General features: G+C 49.4%; 15 protein-coding genes and 3 tRNA genes. 13 read left to right on the top strand and 5 right to left on the bottom strand.

Annotated features, from left to right (window positions below; genetic code table 11):
* Positions 1–147: 147 nt before the first annotated feature.
* On the bottom strand, positions 148–1,467 hold the full coding sequence (locus HMPREF1051_RS02505) for a DUF445 domain-containing protein (protein ID WP_003763962.1): 1,320 nt from the start codon (positions 1,465–1,467) through the stop codon (positions 148–150).
* A 442-nt stretch (positions 1,468–1,909) separates the two neighbouring features.
* On the opposite strand from HMPREF1051_RS02505, the gene dld reads away from it, so the two are divergent.
* Both dld and HMPREF1051_RS02495 read left to right on the top strand, forming a co-directional pair.
* Positions 1,910–3,601 (top strand): D-lactate dehydrogenase, encoded by a 1,692-nt coding sequence (dld, locus tag HMPREF1051_RS02500; protein ID WP_003763912.1) that lies wholly within the window; start codon positions 1,910–1,912, stop codon positions 3,599–3,601.
* A gap of 149 nt (positions 3,602–3,750) precedes the next feature.
* Positions 3,751–4,113, top strand: a complete 363-nt coding sequence (locus HMPREF1051_RS02495) for a DUF2628 domain-containing protein (protein ID WP_036491390.1) — start codon at positions 3,751–3,753, stop codon at positions 4,111–4,113.
* A gap of 132 nt (positions 4,114–4,245) precedes the next feature.
* Here HMPREF1051_RS02495 and HMPREF1051_RS02490 read toward each other — a convergent pair.
* The 4 genes from HMPREF1051_RS02490 to HMPREF1051_RS02475 all read right to left on the bottom strand — a co-directional run bounded on the left by HMPREF1051_RS02490 (position 4,246) and on the right by HMPREF1051_RS02475 (position 5,787).
* Positions 4,246–4,322 (bottom strand) — tRNA-Asp (locus HMPREF1051_RS02490).
* A gap of 31 nt (positions 4,323–4,353) precedes the next feature.
* Positions 4,354–4,429, bottom strand: a tRNA-Val gene (locus tag HMPREF1051_RS02485).
* A 103-nt stretch (positions 4,430–4,532) separates the two neighbouring features.
* Positions 4,533–5,126, bottom strand: a complete 594-nt coding sequence (gene ribA / locus HMPREF1051_RS02480; protein WP_003763943.1) for a GTP cyclohydrolase II — start codon at positions 5,124–5,126, stop codon at positions 4,533–4,535.
* Complete coding sequence (locus tag HMPREF1051_RS02475; protein WP_003763945.1) at positions 5,119–5,787, bottom strand: hypothetical protein; 669 nt, start codon at positions 5,785–5,787, stop codon at positions 5,119–5,121. The genes ribA and HMPREF1051_RS02475 overlap by 8 nt, the downstream gene beginning before the upstream one ends.
* 133 nt (positions 5,788–5,920) lie before the next feature.
* Between HMPREF1051_RS02475 and HMPREF1051_RS02470 the strand changes: the two genes are divergently transcribed.
* From HMPREF1051_RS02470 to HMPREF1051_RS02420, 11 genes are all read left to right on the top strand, one after another.
* Positions 5,921–6,005: transfer RNA gene (locus tag HMPREF1051_RS02470), tRNA-Leu, on the top strand.
* 198 nt (positions 6,006–6,203) lie between these two features.
* Positions 6,204–7,445: a tyrosine-type recombinase/integrase gene (locus HMPREF1051_RS02465; RefSeq protein ID WP_003763905.1), complete on the top strand. Its 1,242-nt coding sequence runs from the start codon at positions 6,204–6,206 to the stop codon at positions 7,443–7,445.
* 338 nt (positions 7,446–7,783) lie between these two features.
* Positions 7,784–8,605: a hypothetical protein gene (locus HMPREF1051_RS02460; protein WP_003763917.1), complete on the top strand. Its 822-nt coding sequence runs from the start codon at positions 7,784–7,786 to the stop codon at positions 8,603–8,605.
* Positions 8,606–8,731: 126 nt separating this feature from the next.
* Positions 8,732–8,947, top strand: a complete 216-nt coding sequence (locus HMPREF1051_RS02455; RefSeq protein WP_003763941.1) for a helix-turn-helix transcriptional regulator — start codon at positions 8,732–8,734, stop codon at positions 8,945–8,947.
* Positions 8,948–9,010: 63 nt separating this feature from the next.
* Entirely contained in the window at positions 9,011–9,250 is a 240-nt protein-coding gene (locus HMPREF1051_RS02450) for a helix-turn-helix domain-containing protein (RefSeq protein WP_003763931.1), read from the top strand.
* Positions 9,251–9,266: 16 nt separating this feature from the next.
* A complete protein-coding gene (locus tag HMPREF1051_RS02445; RefSeq protein WP_003763907.1) occupies positions 9,267–9,965 on the top strand; it encodes a hypothetical protein in 699 nt (232 codons plus the stop codon).
* Between the two features lie 68 nt (positions 9,966–10,033).
* Positions 10,034–10,576, top strand: a complete 543-nt coding sequence (locus HMPREF1051_RS02440; protein ID WP_003763949.1) for a terminase small subunit — start codon at positions 10,034–10,036, stop codon at positions 10,574–10,576.
* 287 nt (positions 10,577–10,863) lie between these two features.
* Positions 10,864–11,115 (top strand): hypothetical protein, encoded by a 252-nt coding sequence (locus tag HMPREF1051_RS02435; RefSeq protein WP_003763957.1) that lies wholly within the window; start codon positions 10,864–10,866, stop codon positions 11,113–11,115.
* A 136-nt stretch (positions 11,116–11,251) separates the two neighbouring features.
* The gene (locus tag HMPREF1051_RS02430; protein ID WP_003763885.1) at positions 11,252–11,467 is read left to right on the top strand and encodes a hypothetical protein; all 216 of its coding nucleotides are present in this window, start codon (positions 11,252–11,254) and stop codon (positions 11,465–11,467) included.
* Positions 11,464–12,585, top strand: a complete 1,122-nt coding sequence (locus tag HMPREF1051_RS02425) for a DUF7146 domain-containing protein (protein ID WP_003763886.1) — start codon at positions 11,464–11,466, stop codon at positions 12,583–12,585. The genes HMPREF1051_RS02430 and HMPREF1051_RS02425 overlap by 4 nt, the downstream gene beginning before the upstream one ends.
* A complete protein-coding gene (locus HMPREF1051_RS02420) occupies positions 12,582–14,330 on the top strand; it encodes a DUF927 domain-containing protein (protein WP_003763915.1) in 1,749 nt (582 codons plus the stop codon). Before HMPREF1051_RS02425 ends, HMPREF1051_RS02420 begins: the two co-directional genes overlap by 4 nt.
* Positions 14,331–14,426 lie beyond the last annotated feature (96 nt).

Raw genomic sequence — 14,426 nt, 5'->3', positions numbered from 1 at the left:
TAACTTTAAATCAGGACAAGGCGACGAAGCCGCAGACAGTACAGATAGTACGGAACCGATTCACTTGGTGCTTCAGCACCTTAGAGAATCGTTCTCTTTGAGCTAAGGCGAGGCAACGCCGTACTGGTTTAAAGTTAATCCACTATACTATCCCGCCAGCCACAGCGATACCGTATAAATCACCAGTCCGACCAGTCCGCCGACGAGCGTGCCGTTGATACGGATATATTGCAAATCCTTGCCCACGCTCAATTCCAGTTTTTCCACCATCAGGCGGCTGTCCCAGCCTTTGACTTTGTCCGCGACGAACAAAGCGGCCTTATCTTTATAACGCATCACAAAATCCCGAACCAAAAGCGAAATCCGCACATCCGCCCGCCGCATAAATTGCGGGTATGCCTGAGCTTGCGAACGCATATGATGCAGCAGCTTTTCCAGTTGCGCTTGGCACAAAGAGTCTTGTTTTTCCACATCTTCCCGCGCCCAGTCCAAAATGCCGCGCCATAAGGTCATGATTTGACGTTGCAGTGCGGGCGATTGCGCGAGCTGTTTTTTGAATTTGTCCAGACGGCGGTGCCACAGGCGCGATGTGCTCAGGCGTTCGGTCAGTTCGTCGTATTGCACCAAGAATTGTCGGCGCAGCGCGTTGTCCTGCTTGTCCGCTGTTGCCAAATAGCCGTCTATCCATGCCAACGCTTTTTCTGCCGCCCAATCATCGACTTTCTCCACCAAGGTTGATTTCACCGCTGCTTTAAGCCTGTCCCAAGTTCCGGGATTGCCACCTTCGATTTTTGCCGCCCATTCGCGCAGGTTCTGCTCCAGCATTTCGCGGGTTTCCGGCGTTTTCAGCCAACGCCGAATCTGACGGAGCAGGCTTTCAAACGCTTTTTCGTGCATCCCTTGCGCTTTCAGCAGCCGCAAACCGTCGGCAAGTGCGTTGCCGATTTGTCCGCCGCTGTAACGTTCTTCCAGCAGCATCGCCGTGAAACGCGCCGTCTGTTCCGGTTTGGCGATGGCGAGCAGGGTCGGAATCTGCTTGGAAAGCCACGGCAGCCAGTGCGATTTCACGTCTTCGCCGTCTAGCCATTTCAATAATTTATCGCTGGGCTGCGCTTGATAAATACGCATGGCAATGGGTTTGCCTTGCAAAAAATTATGTTCGATAAACCGCCCCAATTCATCGCCGATACGCGCCTGATTACGCGGCAAAATCGCGGTATGGGGAATCGGCAGCCCGAGAGGTCGTCTGAAAAGCGCGGTTACGGCAAACCAGTCCGCCAGCGCACCCACCATCGCCGCTTCGGCAAACGCTTTGACAAATCCCAACCAAGGATATTGGCGCACATAAACGGCGGAGGCTGCAAACAGCACGCACGCCGCAAGCAGCAAGCCCGTCGCCCAACGCCTGCTTTTTGCCAACTTTTTGCGCGCCTCATTTAAGCGGACTTGTTCCGAAAGGGTGTGCATTCCTTTTCCTTTTTTTGAAAATCGGGATTTTTGAGTGGGTGTGTTTGATCAATCGGATTATACGCCGTATTGCCTAATTTTTAATCATTGAATATTTTGGTTGAGAATAGAATAAGTTAGCTGACTTTTCCACAGACTGCACACACAAAGGCAAACACGGTATGTGACTAAACCGACAAACTGCCTATTTTTTAAGCATTGTATTTTTTTGTTTGATTATCAAAAGGTAATAGAACTTATTCACAGGCTGTTCACACCGTTCGGCAAAAAAATTGTGTATAGCGGGGAAAATGGCCAATTCAGGGGTAGGGCGTGTGGACGGATGATGTGGATGGTTTGCAGTATTCCTTGTCGGACCGTATTCAGACGACCTTTACTTTGCCGTGTCGCGTTACTACAATCACTATTTTAATCCAATAAAACCAGCCCTAAGGAGCGCATCATGAACGCCTCGCAATTAATCAGCAGCCTGACTCAAACCGTCGGCGAAAAATACATCATCACCGACCCCGCGAAAACCGAACAATACCGCCAAGGCTACCGTTTCGGCGAGGGCAGGGCGTTGGCGGTGGTGCGCCCCGGAACCATTCTGGAAATGTGGAAAATTTTGCAGGCATGCGTCGAAGCGGACGTGATTGTGATTACGCAGGCGGCGAATACCGGTTTGACAGGCGGCTCAACCCCCGACGGCAATGATTACGACCGCGACATCGTGATTGTGAACACCATGCGGATGAACATCATCCAAACCATCAACAACAACGAACAAGTCGTCTGCCTGCCCGGTTCAACCCTGAATCAACTCGAATTGCTGCTGAAACCTTTGGGGCGCGAACCGCATTCGGTCATCGGTTCATCCTGCATCGGCGCGTCCGTCTTGGGCGGCGTGTGCAACAACTCCGGCGGCGCATTGGTGCAGCGCGGCCCGGCCTACACGGAAATGGCGCTGTTCGCCCAAATCAACGAAGAGGGCAAATTGGAGCTGGTCAACCATTTGGGCATAGATTTAGGCGACACGCCCGAAGAAATCCTGACTAATCTTCAAGGCCATCACTATCAAAGAAAAGACATCACGCAAGATGCAGGCAAAGGACACGACCACGCCTATTGCGACCATGTGCGCCAAGTGGACGAGCCGACCGCCGCGCGTTTTAACGCCGACCCAGCGCGCCATTACGAGGCGTCGGGCTGCGCAGGCAAGCTGATGGTTTTCGCCGTCCGCTTGGACACCTTCCCGCAAGAGAAGCAAACCGCGGTGTTCTACATCGGCACTAACGATATTAACGAATTGACCGACATCCGCCGCGCCGCCTTGGGCAAATTTGAAAGCCTGCCTGTTTCCGGCGAATACATCCACCGTCATGCTTTTGATATTGCCGACGTGTACGGCAAAGACACGTTCTACGTCATCAAAAAATTCGGTACGCACCAACTGCCGAAATTATTTGATTTTAAAGCCAAAGTTGACCGCTTCGGCAAAAAAGTCAGCTTTCTGCCCAAACATTTTTCCGACAAGGTCATGCAGTTCGTCAGCAAATACTTGCCTGACCACCTGCCCAAATCCATGCGCGATTACCGCGACAAATACGAACACCATCTGATTCTGAAAATGGGCGGAAAAGGCGTCGATGAAGCGCGCGCGTTTTTGAAAGAGTATTTTGCACACCACGGCGGCGCGTTTTTCGAATGCAACGCCGAAGAAACCCAAGCCGCCATGTTGCACCGTTTTGCCGTCGCGTCTGCCGCCATCCGCTACCGCGCCGTGCATGACGACGAAGTGGAAGACTTGGTTGCGCTGGACATCGCCCTGCGCCGCGACGACCGCGACTGGTTTGAAAAACTGCCGTCGGAAATCGACAATAAAATCATCCACAAACTCTACTACGGACATTTCATGTGCCACGTTTTCCATCAGGATTACATCATCAAAAAAGGCAACGACTGCATGGCATTGGAACACGAAATGCTTCATCTCTTAGACCAACGCGGCGCGCAGTATCCCGCCGAACACAACGTCGGCCATTTATACGAGGCCAAACCTGCGCTCAAGCAGTTCTACCGCAAACTCGACCCGACCAACAGCTTCAATCCGGGTATAGGCAAAACCAGTAAGAAGAAAAACTGGGCTGAGTGATAAGGTTGGGATTGTGTAAGTAAATGAAAGGTCGTCTGAAACTGCATTTGGTTTTCAGACGACCTTTTATCTTGTAATGACTCAACTTGTTAATGTATTCTGATAGAATCATGACGCTAACGTTTTAAGGCATAAAGGCAAGGTGTTTAATGAGACTTTACAAGATTTTTAAAGATCCTATGAACCAGTACGAGGCGGTCAAACAAGGCTGGTCTTGGCCTGCATTTTTCTTTTGGGCTATGTGGGCTTGTGTGAAACAAATGTGGGGTTTGGGAATTAGAATTCTTGTCACGTTTGTTGTGTTAAGTTTATTAGCTGGTCAGAATGATTTGTTGAGGGCAATCAATAGTCTTCTTGGTTTCAGTGTTTTTCTTGCGTTTGGCATGTTCGGTAATACTTTGCGTGAAAAAAATCTGGTTAAACACGGTTATGTAGAATTACCTCAACTTATTAACGCTGCTAACCCTGAAGCTGCAATTGCACAATATATTGCTGAATATGGTCATAAATAAAGCTTTTTGAGATTAAGGTCGTCTGAAAACTGTATTCGGTTTCCAGACGACCTTTTTTAGATTGAGTACCCAATATTTAAAATGCAGCAACTAAAAAACAAAAGCACCGACAAATCGGTGCTTTTTAAAATTTGGCGCGGCGGACGGGGCTCGAACCCGCGACCCCCGGCGTGACAGGCCGGTACTCTAACCAACTGAGCTACCACCGCGCATCATTGTTTTACAACAATGAAGGAAACTTGGTGGGTGATGACGGAGTCGAACCGCCGACATTCTGCTTGTAAGGCAGACGCTCTACCAACTGAGCTAATCACCCGAGAACTCGGGATTAAACCAAAAAACCTCTATCAGGGCAAGCCGTTTGTTTCAAGATAAATATATTTATTTGAATATAAATAATAAATAAGTTTAGTATTATCTCAATCAAAAATCATATGCCCCAATTTATCGGCTTTGGTGTGCAGATATCGTTCGTTTTCCGCATTCTCGCCGACATGGAGCGGAATACGTTCGACAACATTGATGCCTGCATTTTTCAACGTCTGAATTTTTTCAGGATTGTTGGTCAACAGTTTGACGGCGCGGATATTCAGATGGTCGTAGATTTGCTTGGCAAGCGTAAAGTCGCGTGCGTCAACGGGCAGTCCGAGTGCGAGGTTGGCTTCGACCGTATCCATCCCCTCGTCTTGAAGTTTATAGGCACGGATTTTGTTGATTAAGCCGATGCCGCGCCCTTCTTGACGCAAATAAACGATGACACCGCGCCCTTCTTGTTGAACCGCCTTCATCGCCGCCTCAAGCTGCGGGCCGCAGTCGCATTTTTTGGAGAACAGGGCATCTCCGGTCAAACATTCAGAATGGATGCGGGTCAGGACAGGGAGGTCGTCTGAAAAATCGCCCATCGTCAAAGCGATGTGTTCTTGCCCACTCAGTTCTTCAAAACCGTGCATAGTGAAGTCGCCCCATTCGGTCGGCAGGCGGCAAGAGGCGACGAATTTCAAGGTATTATTCATGCTCTTCTTCCTTGTCCTCGATGCCTGCCAATGCTTTCAGCGGCTCGGCAAGTGCCAACGCCAGCGCCGACCAATCTGTTTGGGCTGCGTCATCGGCTTGATCTTTATCGGCAAATTCAACGTGAACCACGCCTAAAACCGTGCCGTTTTGCGTTGCCACAGGGATGGACAACTGGCTTCCGCTGCCCTCGTTCCGGCTGCCTTGGATTTCGTCCAGCGAAAGCCAATAAGCTATATCGTTGGCAATATTCATCCAACCGCTTTGCGCCGTACGGCAGGCAAGGTAAACCGTACCGTTTTCTTCATGCACCGCCAACAGGTTCTCCAAAGGCTCACCTTGCGCCGAGATACGAACCAGCCTTGCATGCGGTTCGCCCAGAAGGTGGATGTAAACCGCCGCGCTTTTGACGGCTGTTGCACGGCTGAATACCGAATCCAAAGCCATGAAAACCTGTTTGAGCAAAGCTTCGTTTTCAGGCGTTTCTTCAATATGGTCTGCCAGCTTCCAACCGTCTTCCTCACGCCACAAAACCGAGCGGTCAATCGAAGCATTGCCCATATCCATCACCGTCTTTGCGGTCAGATAAGCAATACGGAGGTCGTCTGAAGACAGCTTCAAACCCTGTGTCTGTAAAAAATCCTGAATCAGTAAAACAGGCATGATGTTCCTCTTTGATATTAGTGTGTTCCGGCAGATAACCGATCTGCCATTATATCGGTCGGAATAAAGCAATTTCAAGCCAAAGGTTGTTTGCAGAGCAGGATACTTTGTGTATAATCCACAGTTTCATCGCGCGGACGTGGCGAAATTGGTAGACGCACCAGATTTAGGTTCTGGCGCCGAGAGGTGTGAGAGTTCGAGTCTCTCCGTCCGCACCACCCAACCCCTTTTAGGGGCTTTTTTTTCGTCTAATCAAATCTAACACAGTAATCAAGATTCAATACTGGCAAGGCTTTCAGGCCAATATACCCCTTGCCAAGTGTCTAAATACCCCCAATGCCATTTAATTGAGTAAAGCACAAAATGTGGGTATGATTCAGGGGATCAGCCAAAACCACTGTAAAGCATACCCACAAATGCCACTAAACGACCGCCAAATCAAAGCCGCCAAGCCGTCTGACACTGGAAAGAAAATCAAGTTATTTGACGGAAATAGCCTGTATCTTGAAGTTACACCAGCGGGCGGAAAAATATTCCGTATGAGATACCGCATAGATGGCAAAGAGAAAGACTTCACTATCGGGAAATATCCGACCGTTTCACTGGTAGAAGCCCGCCAAGCCGCCGAAAACGCCCGCCGCATGATTGCACAAGGGCAAGACCCCAACAAAGCCAAGCAAGAAGCCAAAGCAGCCCGACAAGCCGCCTTATTAAATACTTTTGAGCATTTGGCCAAGCAATGGTACGAGGACAATTTGCCCCGCTGGAAAGAACATCACGCCGAGCGGATCATGCGTTATTTGAAAAATGACGTTTTCCCAGTCATTGGAGAAATCCCCGTTAATGAAATCAAGGTAACCCACATCAAAAACTTGCTTGATGACATTATGGCAAGGGGCGTTACTGATACCGCTGACAAAATCAGGGGCTGGATCGGGGCGGTTTTTGACTATTCCGCCATGCTGGAAATATCAGAAAACAACCCCGCCCGCCTATTGAAAAATCACATTCCCAACTTACCCACCAAACACAAACCCGCCCTACCCCGTGAAGAATTGCCGGAGTTTTACCGCCGCCTGATACTGGCAAACAATATAGAGCGGCAAAACAAAATTGCCATCATGCTGGTTATGCTGGTGTTTGTGAGAAATAACGAATTACGCGGCGGCCAGTGGGAAGAAGTGGACTTTAAAAACAAGCGTTGGATTATTCCCGCCGAAAGAATGAAGCATGAAAAGATGAAGCCAAAGCCCGCTTTATGTGTACCTCTTTCTGATTGGGCAATAGAGCTACTTCAAGAGTTACACACGCTGACAGGGCATAGCCGGTTTATGTTTCCAAGTAGAACCAACGTAAACCGCCATATCAGCGAGAACACACTAGGAAAAATCATTAACGAGAAACTAGGCTATAAAGGCAAGGCCACGCCGCATGGCTTCAGAGCAGTAGCAAGTAGTTTGCTTTATGAAAACAACTTCAACGGCGGCGCGATTGAAACACAGCTTGCCCACGTTGAAGAAAACAAGATAAAGGATTCATACGCCTACCAAGCCGATTATATGCCCCAGCGGATCGAGTTTATGCAATGGTATAGCGACTATTTACGGGAGCGATACAACCAGGCATTACAGATGATTCAAAAAGACAAGACGGATTAAAAATTCCCTATGCGCGTGAGTAAATATACTGGTTACACTGGTTACCACAAAATTTAACAAATATAACTATATGAATATAAATATAAATACAAAGAAAAAGCGGTAACCAGTTAACGTAAATTTACTGGTTACCAACTGGTTACCACTGGTTACCATTTTATACAGAAAGAAATTAACCCTATGAAATACAGTGCATTAGATGTTTTGCTTTCGTTTGATCGCCTGGACGTAGGAGATGATACCGGCACGGAGCAACACGCAACAGCGGCCAGTATGTGAGCATAGAGGCGTGAAACTTTTAAACCCTTTTGAGGCTACAACAGAGGAGATATAAGCAAATGACTGACTTTACAGATGACAAACCTATTGAGCAGATAACTGACATGGAAGATGAATATCCTATTAACCATATGTTTTTTAGTACAGATAGCGATGATAAATCCTGTCTTGACTATGAAAAATACAACGCTATTTATCAAATAAAAAACTCAAAAATGTTCTATGAAGCATTGGGTGTATATTGGTTTAACGCTGAAAGAGTTTTAATAAGGGCTTTCCATGACTTCAAGCATTTAAAACACCCTGAATTTACCGGCTGGATAATAAAGGGCATAAAAGAAATTGAACGAACTGAACAAAAATGTTTGGAGGCTATTAAAAGATATGAGGAGGAATATAACCAGCCATATAATTATCTGGAGGAACTAAACCCTTTTGAATCCTTTATACTTGATGATGCAGACTGGGAAACAGCCGTAAATATGCTGAATTTCTTTACAGCAAAAGCCATTTTTGATTATGTAACAGAATTTGATAGTCTTAGCTTTGAAGATAGATTATATAAATTTCAAGGACTTGCAAACTTTATAACCGCTTCTTTGGGAGTAATAGAACTTGAAGCTAATCCGGATGAATCTCTTATAGAAGCTGCCCGAAAAGGAGGACGCACTAAGCAAAGCCCTTACGAGAAAGCCGGCACAATAACAGCAGTGAATGAGCTACTAGAAGAAAAACAAGATATTCTGAAACAAAAGGGCGGCAAAACGACATTGTACAAATTGATAAGAGATTTAATTGCTTCGCAGACTATCTCCGCCCCTAAAGAACCAACAGAAAAAACCATACTTCAATGGATAACCAACTTTGAAAATAGGAAGTAAGCTAGCTGACTACAGGAAGTCATCAGGCTATTACAGGAAATGAGCAAGCTACTTCCTAGAAGCCGCCCACATGGGCGGCTATATTTTTGCCTGTCATCTAATCCGACTAGAGAAAGGCAAAAGCATATGAATAACACAGTATTGCGAGCAGACGATACAGCCCGCGCATTAGGTGTTTCACGGGCGACTATTTGGAATTGGGTAAATCCTAAGAGCCGCCATTACCGCCCTGATTTTCCCCGTCCTTTCAAAATTTCCGCCAATGCGACAGGCTGGCTTGCAAGCGAGATTGACGACTATATCGGCAAACTGGCAGCCAAACGCGAAGAGCAGGCAAATTGATTTATCAGGCGCAAACAAATGCCGCCTGAACGGACATTCAGACGGCGGAAAGGATTATTAAGCATGAGCAGCTATTCTACCAACGGCAAGGCAAAAACGCCAAGCCAAAAAGAGCGCGTTTTGTCCCGATTGAAACAGGGCAGCGTTACATCATGGGAACTTACCCAAATGGGCATATTGGGCTACAACACGCGCATCGTGGAGCTTCGCAGGGCGGGGCATGACATCGTTACCGTGATGGAAGAAGTAACAAACCAGTTTGGCAAAACCGTGAAACGCGGTCGGTTCGTATTAATCAATTAGATCAGGAGCTTTAACTATGAACATCGAATATACAAAGACAACTTTTGAGACCCGTCAAAAGTTACTGAAAGAAGCAGAAGACAAATGCAGCGAACTGACCGCCCAAATTGAAGCGGCGGAAGCCGGTGTTACAGAAGCACAGGCGGTAATCAATGAATTTGCAGGGCTGCGAAACAGGCGCAAAGGCATATTTGCAAATTTGTTGAAAATGGGCAAACCCACAAACAGCGAAGAAGCCAAAGGGCTTGATTCAGAGATTGCCGCCAAACGTGAAGAAGCAGACCGCGCCGCCGATATGCTGGAAGCGCAAAAAGAACTGTTGGAAAGCCTTTTTGATGAACGCCTCCAACATCTGAACCGCATTTCAGAGCTTCGCAATTTATTGTCCGTTTCCCGTTATGAGATGTTTATCATCGGCATAGAAGAAACCCACTTGCCCGAATATTTGGAAGCCGCGCGCGCCTATGCCAATGCCGCCGCGAAATTGGTGGGAATCGGTAAAGCCGCCGTTGAGATGAGAGAGAAGCTACAAGAAAACGGTTTGCGGGTTGATTGCCCGTCCTATGGGCAAGGTTTGCCAAATCGAATCATTGATCTACGTTTGCCCGGCTTCTTCAACATGATGGACGGCACAAGCGGAGAAGAAAACGCTATTTTCGACATCTTGGAGGATATGGAGAAAGAAAAAGAAGCGGCTTTGGACAATTTGAAATAGCAACACTCAAACAGCCGCCCAAAGGCTGAAAAACGGCTATCGGGCGGCGTTCTGAAAGGATTAAGGACATGACCCCTAAACAAGAACAGTTTGCCCGTCTGTATGTGGAAACGGGCAATGCGAGCGAAGCCTATCGGCAAATCTACAACACCGACAACATGAAGCCCGAAACGGTAACGAATGAAGCCTATAAGCTGCTTCAAAACCCCGATATTTCCGCGATGGTGGACGGCTTAAAGGAAGAAGCGCGGCAACGACACGCGGTAACGGTGGGCGACCTGTTGCACGAATTGGAACAGGCACGGGCGGCGGCACTGGCAGCCCCTACCCCGCAAAGCAGCGCGGCGGTATCGGCAACGATGGGCAAGGCAAAAATGCTGGGCTTGCTGGTGGATAAGGCGGAAATCAAGGCAGAAGCGGAAATCAGCCAAGTAAAACAGGAAGAGCGCAAATGCCTGCTAAGTCAGGAAGAAATACAGCAAATCAGGAGAGATTTTTTCAATAAGCCATACAGAGAAATCACGCTTGAAGACATTATCGGAACCACTGGAGAAGATATAGAGCGCATCGGGTATGTGATAACCATGATTATCGTGGATAAAAAAATTTAGCCGTCTGATGCAAAAATCATTTGACAAATCGAGCCTTGAGAATCAGAATCTAGGTTCTCTCTCAAATACGATTAGCCCAAATCAGCAGGGTAAACGCTGATTTTTTATCGCCAAAATTCTTTCACGGGCGTTTGCAATGTTATCAAACGTTAACATTTCAGACGACCTATCACGAGTTATGGCGGTGTGTGGTAACGGTAACGCCCACGCCTGACTAATCGCAGGAGAGAGCACCGCCCCCTATTTGGGCATTCTCAAATCTCACTTTACGATTAGGAGCATTTCAAATGCAATCTTCAAATTCTATCCAAATCCAAGACATTCAACGTCAAGTAAAACAAGGCTTTTGCGCCGTCGTCCACGAACCGACCGCGTATTTAGCCGATATTGACGTTCATTCATGCACCGCCCGCCGTTTGGGCATCTATCCATCACACGCCGCCGCCGTTGCCGCCTGTCAGTCGTTTATTGCTTCGCTTTCAGACGACCTCAAGGCATGGGCTGCTTTCAGCGTAACGACAGCCGAACAAATCCACTAAATCCCTGAAAAACACCCGCCTTTATGCCGCCCGTTTTGGACGGCATAGGGCAAACTTCGCCCTAGTGTTTTCATAAGTATCTGATTTTTCAATGCTTGATAATTTTAGTGCGCTGGGGCATGGAGGACATGAAACCATGAAACCGACTGACAAAAACGACCGTTTCCGCCGCTATTCCAACCGCGCTTTGCTGGTGTTTGGGGTGTTGTTGATGGCTTTGGCAATCCGAGCCTGTAACCAGCCTGCCCATGCAGAAACGGAGCAGGCAATGCAGACAACGCCGACCATATGGGAGACCGACCCGATGGCAGGGGTGGTTTTAGAACCTGTAACAGGGGAGGCAGAACAATGAAACCGACCTATCAAGACATCAAAGCCGCCGCGCAATACCGCTGGCAGGAAATTCACGCCGCCATCGGTATAGACCCGCGATGCCTGAAAAACAAACACCAGCCTTGCCCCGCGTGTGGGGGTAAAGACCGTTTCAGATACGACGACAAGGACGGCAACGGCACATTCATTTGCAGCCATTACAACAACGGCGCGGGCGACGGTTTCGGCTTGGTCATGCACTATCTGCATTGCGATTTTGACGAAGCATTGCGCGCCGTAGCAGGCGTGTTGAACATGGGCGGGGCAAACCCCTTGCCGATACCGCCTACACGCCCACAGACGCAGCCACGCCCAGAAAAAGACCAAATCGGCAAACTTGCCGCATTGTGGAACGGAGCAGAGCCGATAACCGCCGATTCCACCGCCGTGCAGTATCTGAAATCGCGCGGTTTGGGCATGGCGCAATTACCTGAAAACATCCGTTATTTGAGAGAGGCGGATTATTGGACGACAGGGGAGGACAAGCCGCTTTTCATCGGTCGTTTCCCCTGTATGGTTTGCGCCATACGCGATACGGGCGGCGAGCTTCAAGGCTTGCACATGACCTATTTTCAGACGACCTATGACACGCCATACGGAGAGAACGGGCTACACGCCCCGCATTATCGAAAGCTGGCAATCAAACACCCCGAAACGGGCGAAGCCTTGCCCGCCAAGAAGATGCAGAGCCGCAAACAGGGCAGCATTTCAGGGCTGGCGGTTCACTTGTTCCCCATCCCTGCAAACGGACGACTTGTTATCGCAGAGGGGATAGAAACCGCCCTTGCCGCCCGCGAACTGTTCCAAGCCCGCGATTGGGGCTTATCTGCCGCCTTGAGCGCAAACAGCATGGCGAAATACCGACTTTCAGACGACCTAAAGGAAATCGTGATTATTGCCGATAACGACACGCCGCGCCCCGTAGGTTTCAAAGCCGCGCATGATTTGGCAGTCCGAGCCATCAAGCAGGGCATCAAGGCGCGCATATGGCAGAGCGATACGGCAGGCTATGACGCATTGGACGAACTGAAAGAAAAAAGGTCGTCTGAAGCCCAATCAGACGACCCTATCCAACAAAACGGAGATGTTACGCCATGAAAACAAACGTAATTATAGACGCTAAAGCCATTGAAGACTACAACATCGACAACATCGAACCATACCGCCCGCGCCCCCGCTTCGATACCGACCATCGGGGCGTATGGTGGATAAACGTCAGAATAGGCAAAGACGGCGAAGCCATCGAAACAGAGCCGCTATTGCTTTCCGACCCTATCGATATCATCGGCACAGGGCAGGACAACGACGGCGCGTATTACCGCGTTATCCGCTGGCAGGACAAAATCACACGCCAAACCAAGACCGCCGCCATCCCACAAGCGGAAATCGGCACGGTTCAGGGCTGGCAGCGATTGCAGAGTTACGGCTTGACCGTCATGAGCGGGCGGGCAAAAAGGGAAAGACTGGCAGATTATTTGCAGACACAGGGCGGCCGTACCGCCTTTACCATTACCGACCGCGCGGGCTGGCACGGCGACACCTACATCATACCCAGCGGCGAAACCATCACGGCAGACGGCAAAACGCCCGCCGTCATCTACAACGGCGACACCAGCCAAGCGGCGGCATACCGACCAAACGGAGAATTAACCGACTGGCAGCAAAATATCGCCCGATACGCAGCGGGGAACAGCCGCCTTTGCCTGGCATTGGGCGCGTCATTTGCCGCCCCCTTGCTGTCCCTGTTGAGCGAAGAATCAGGCGGCTTCCACCTAACGGGCGATTCATCCGACGGCAAGACTACCGCCGCAAAAGCAGCCTTGAGCGTATGGGGCAGACCATCGGGCAGCCTGTTGTCTTGGAGCGGCACGAAAATAGGCTTTTCCAATACCGCCGCCGCCCGCAATGACGGCTTGCTGGTATTAGACGAAATCGGGCAGGCAAGCCCCCACGTCATCGGCGACACCGTTTACAGCGTCATGAACGGCATCAACAAAGTACAGGGCGCAAAACAGGGCGGCAACCGCGCCTTGAGCCGCTGGAAAGTGATGATGTTCTCGACAGGCGAAAAGACCCCCGATTCCATCCTGAAACACCACAAAGGCGATTGGAACGCAGGGCAAGCCGCCCGTCTGCCCAGTATCAGAGCCGCCGCCCGATACGGTATTTACGACACCTTGCACGGCTTCGAGAGCGGCGCATTATTGAGCGAACATATCGCCCAATCCGCCGAGCAATATCACGGAGCGGCGGGCAGAGCGTTCATCCGACGGCTTTCAGACGACCTAGAGCAAGCCAAACGGCAGGCAAACGAGCGCATGACCGCATTTATGGAGACCGTCCCCGAATTGTCAGGGCAGGCGCGAAGAGTGGCAAAACGCTTTGCCCTTGCCGCCGCCGCATTGGAGCTTGCCGCCCCCGTTACAGGCTTAGCCGCAGGCGTAGGCATGGCAGGCGTGAAACAATGCTTTGACGAATGGCTGGAAACCAACGGGGCGGGGAAACACGAAGACCGCCGAATCATCGAGCAGGCAGCCGCATTTATGGACGTTTACGCCCTGTCCATGCGCTTTTCAGATTGGAACAGCCAAACCGTGAACCAAAATCACGCAGGCTATCGGAAACAAGAAGGGCATATAACTGAGTATTGGTTGATTCCTGTTGTATTTGAAGAAGAAATCTGCCAAAACTTCGACAAGCTGAAAGTTTGCGAAGTGTTACACGCCGAGCAATGGCTGAAAAAACCAAACAACGGCAGATGGCAACACCAGCGCAAATACAACGGCGCGTCAGCACGATTCTATGTTTTGATGGGAGAAGCCCCTCCCGACTTTGACGAATAACCAAGAGCAAGCCCGCTATTACCGACAATGGCGGGCTTTTTTACGTCCAAACATTCAGGCAGACCAACCAAGAAAGCATAAAATCAACAGGAAGCC

Source organism: Neisseria sicca VK64 (assembly GCF_000260655.1).
GTDB classification, from domain to species: Bacteria; Pseudomonadota; Gammaproteobacteria; order Burkholderiales; family Neisseriaceae; genus Neisseria; species Neisseria sicca_B.
This window is presented reverse-complemented; position numbering and strand designations above follow the sequence as displayed.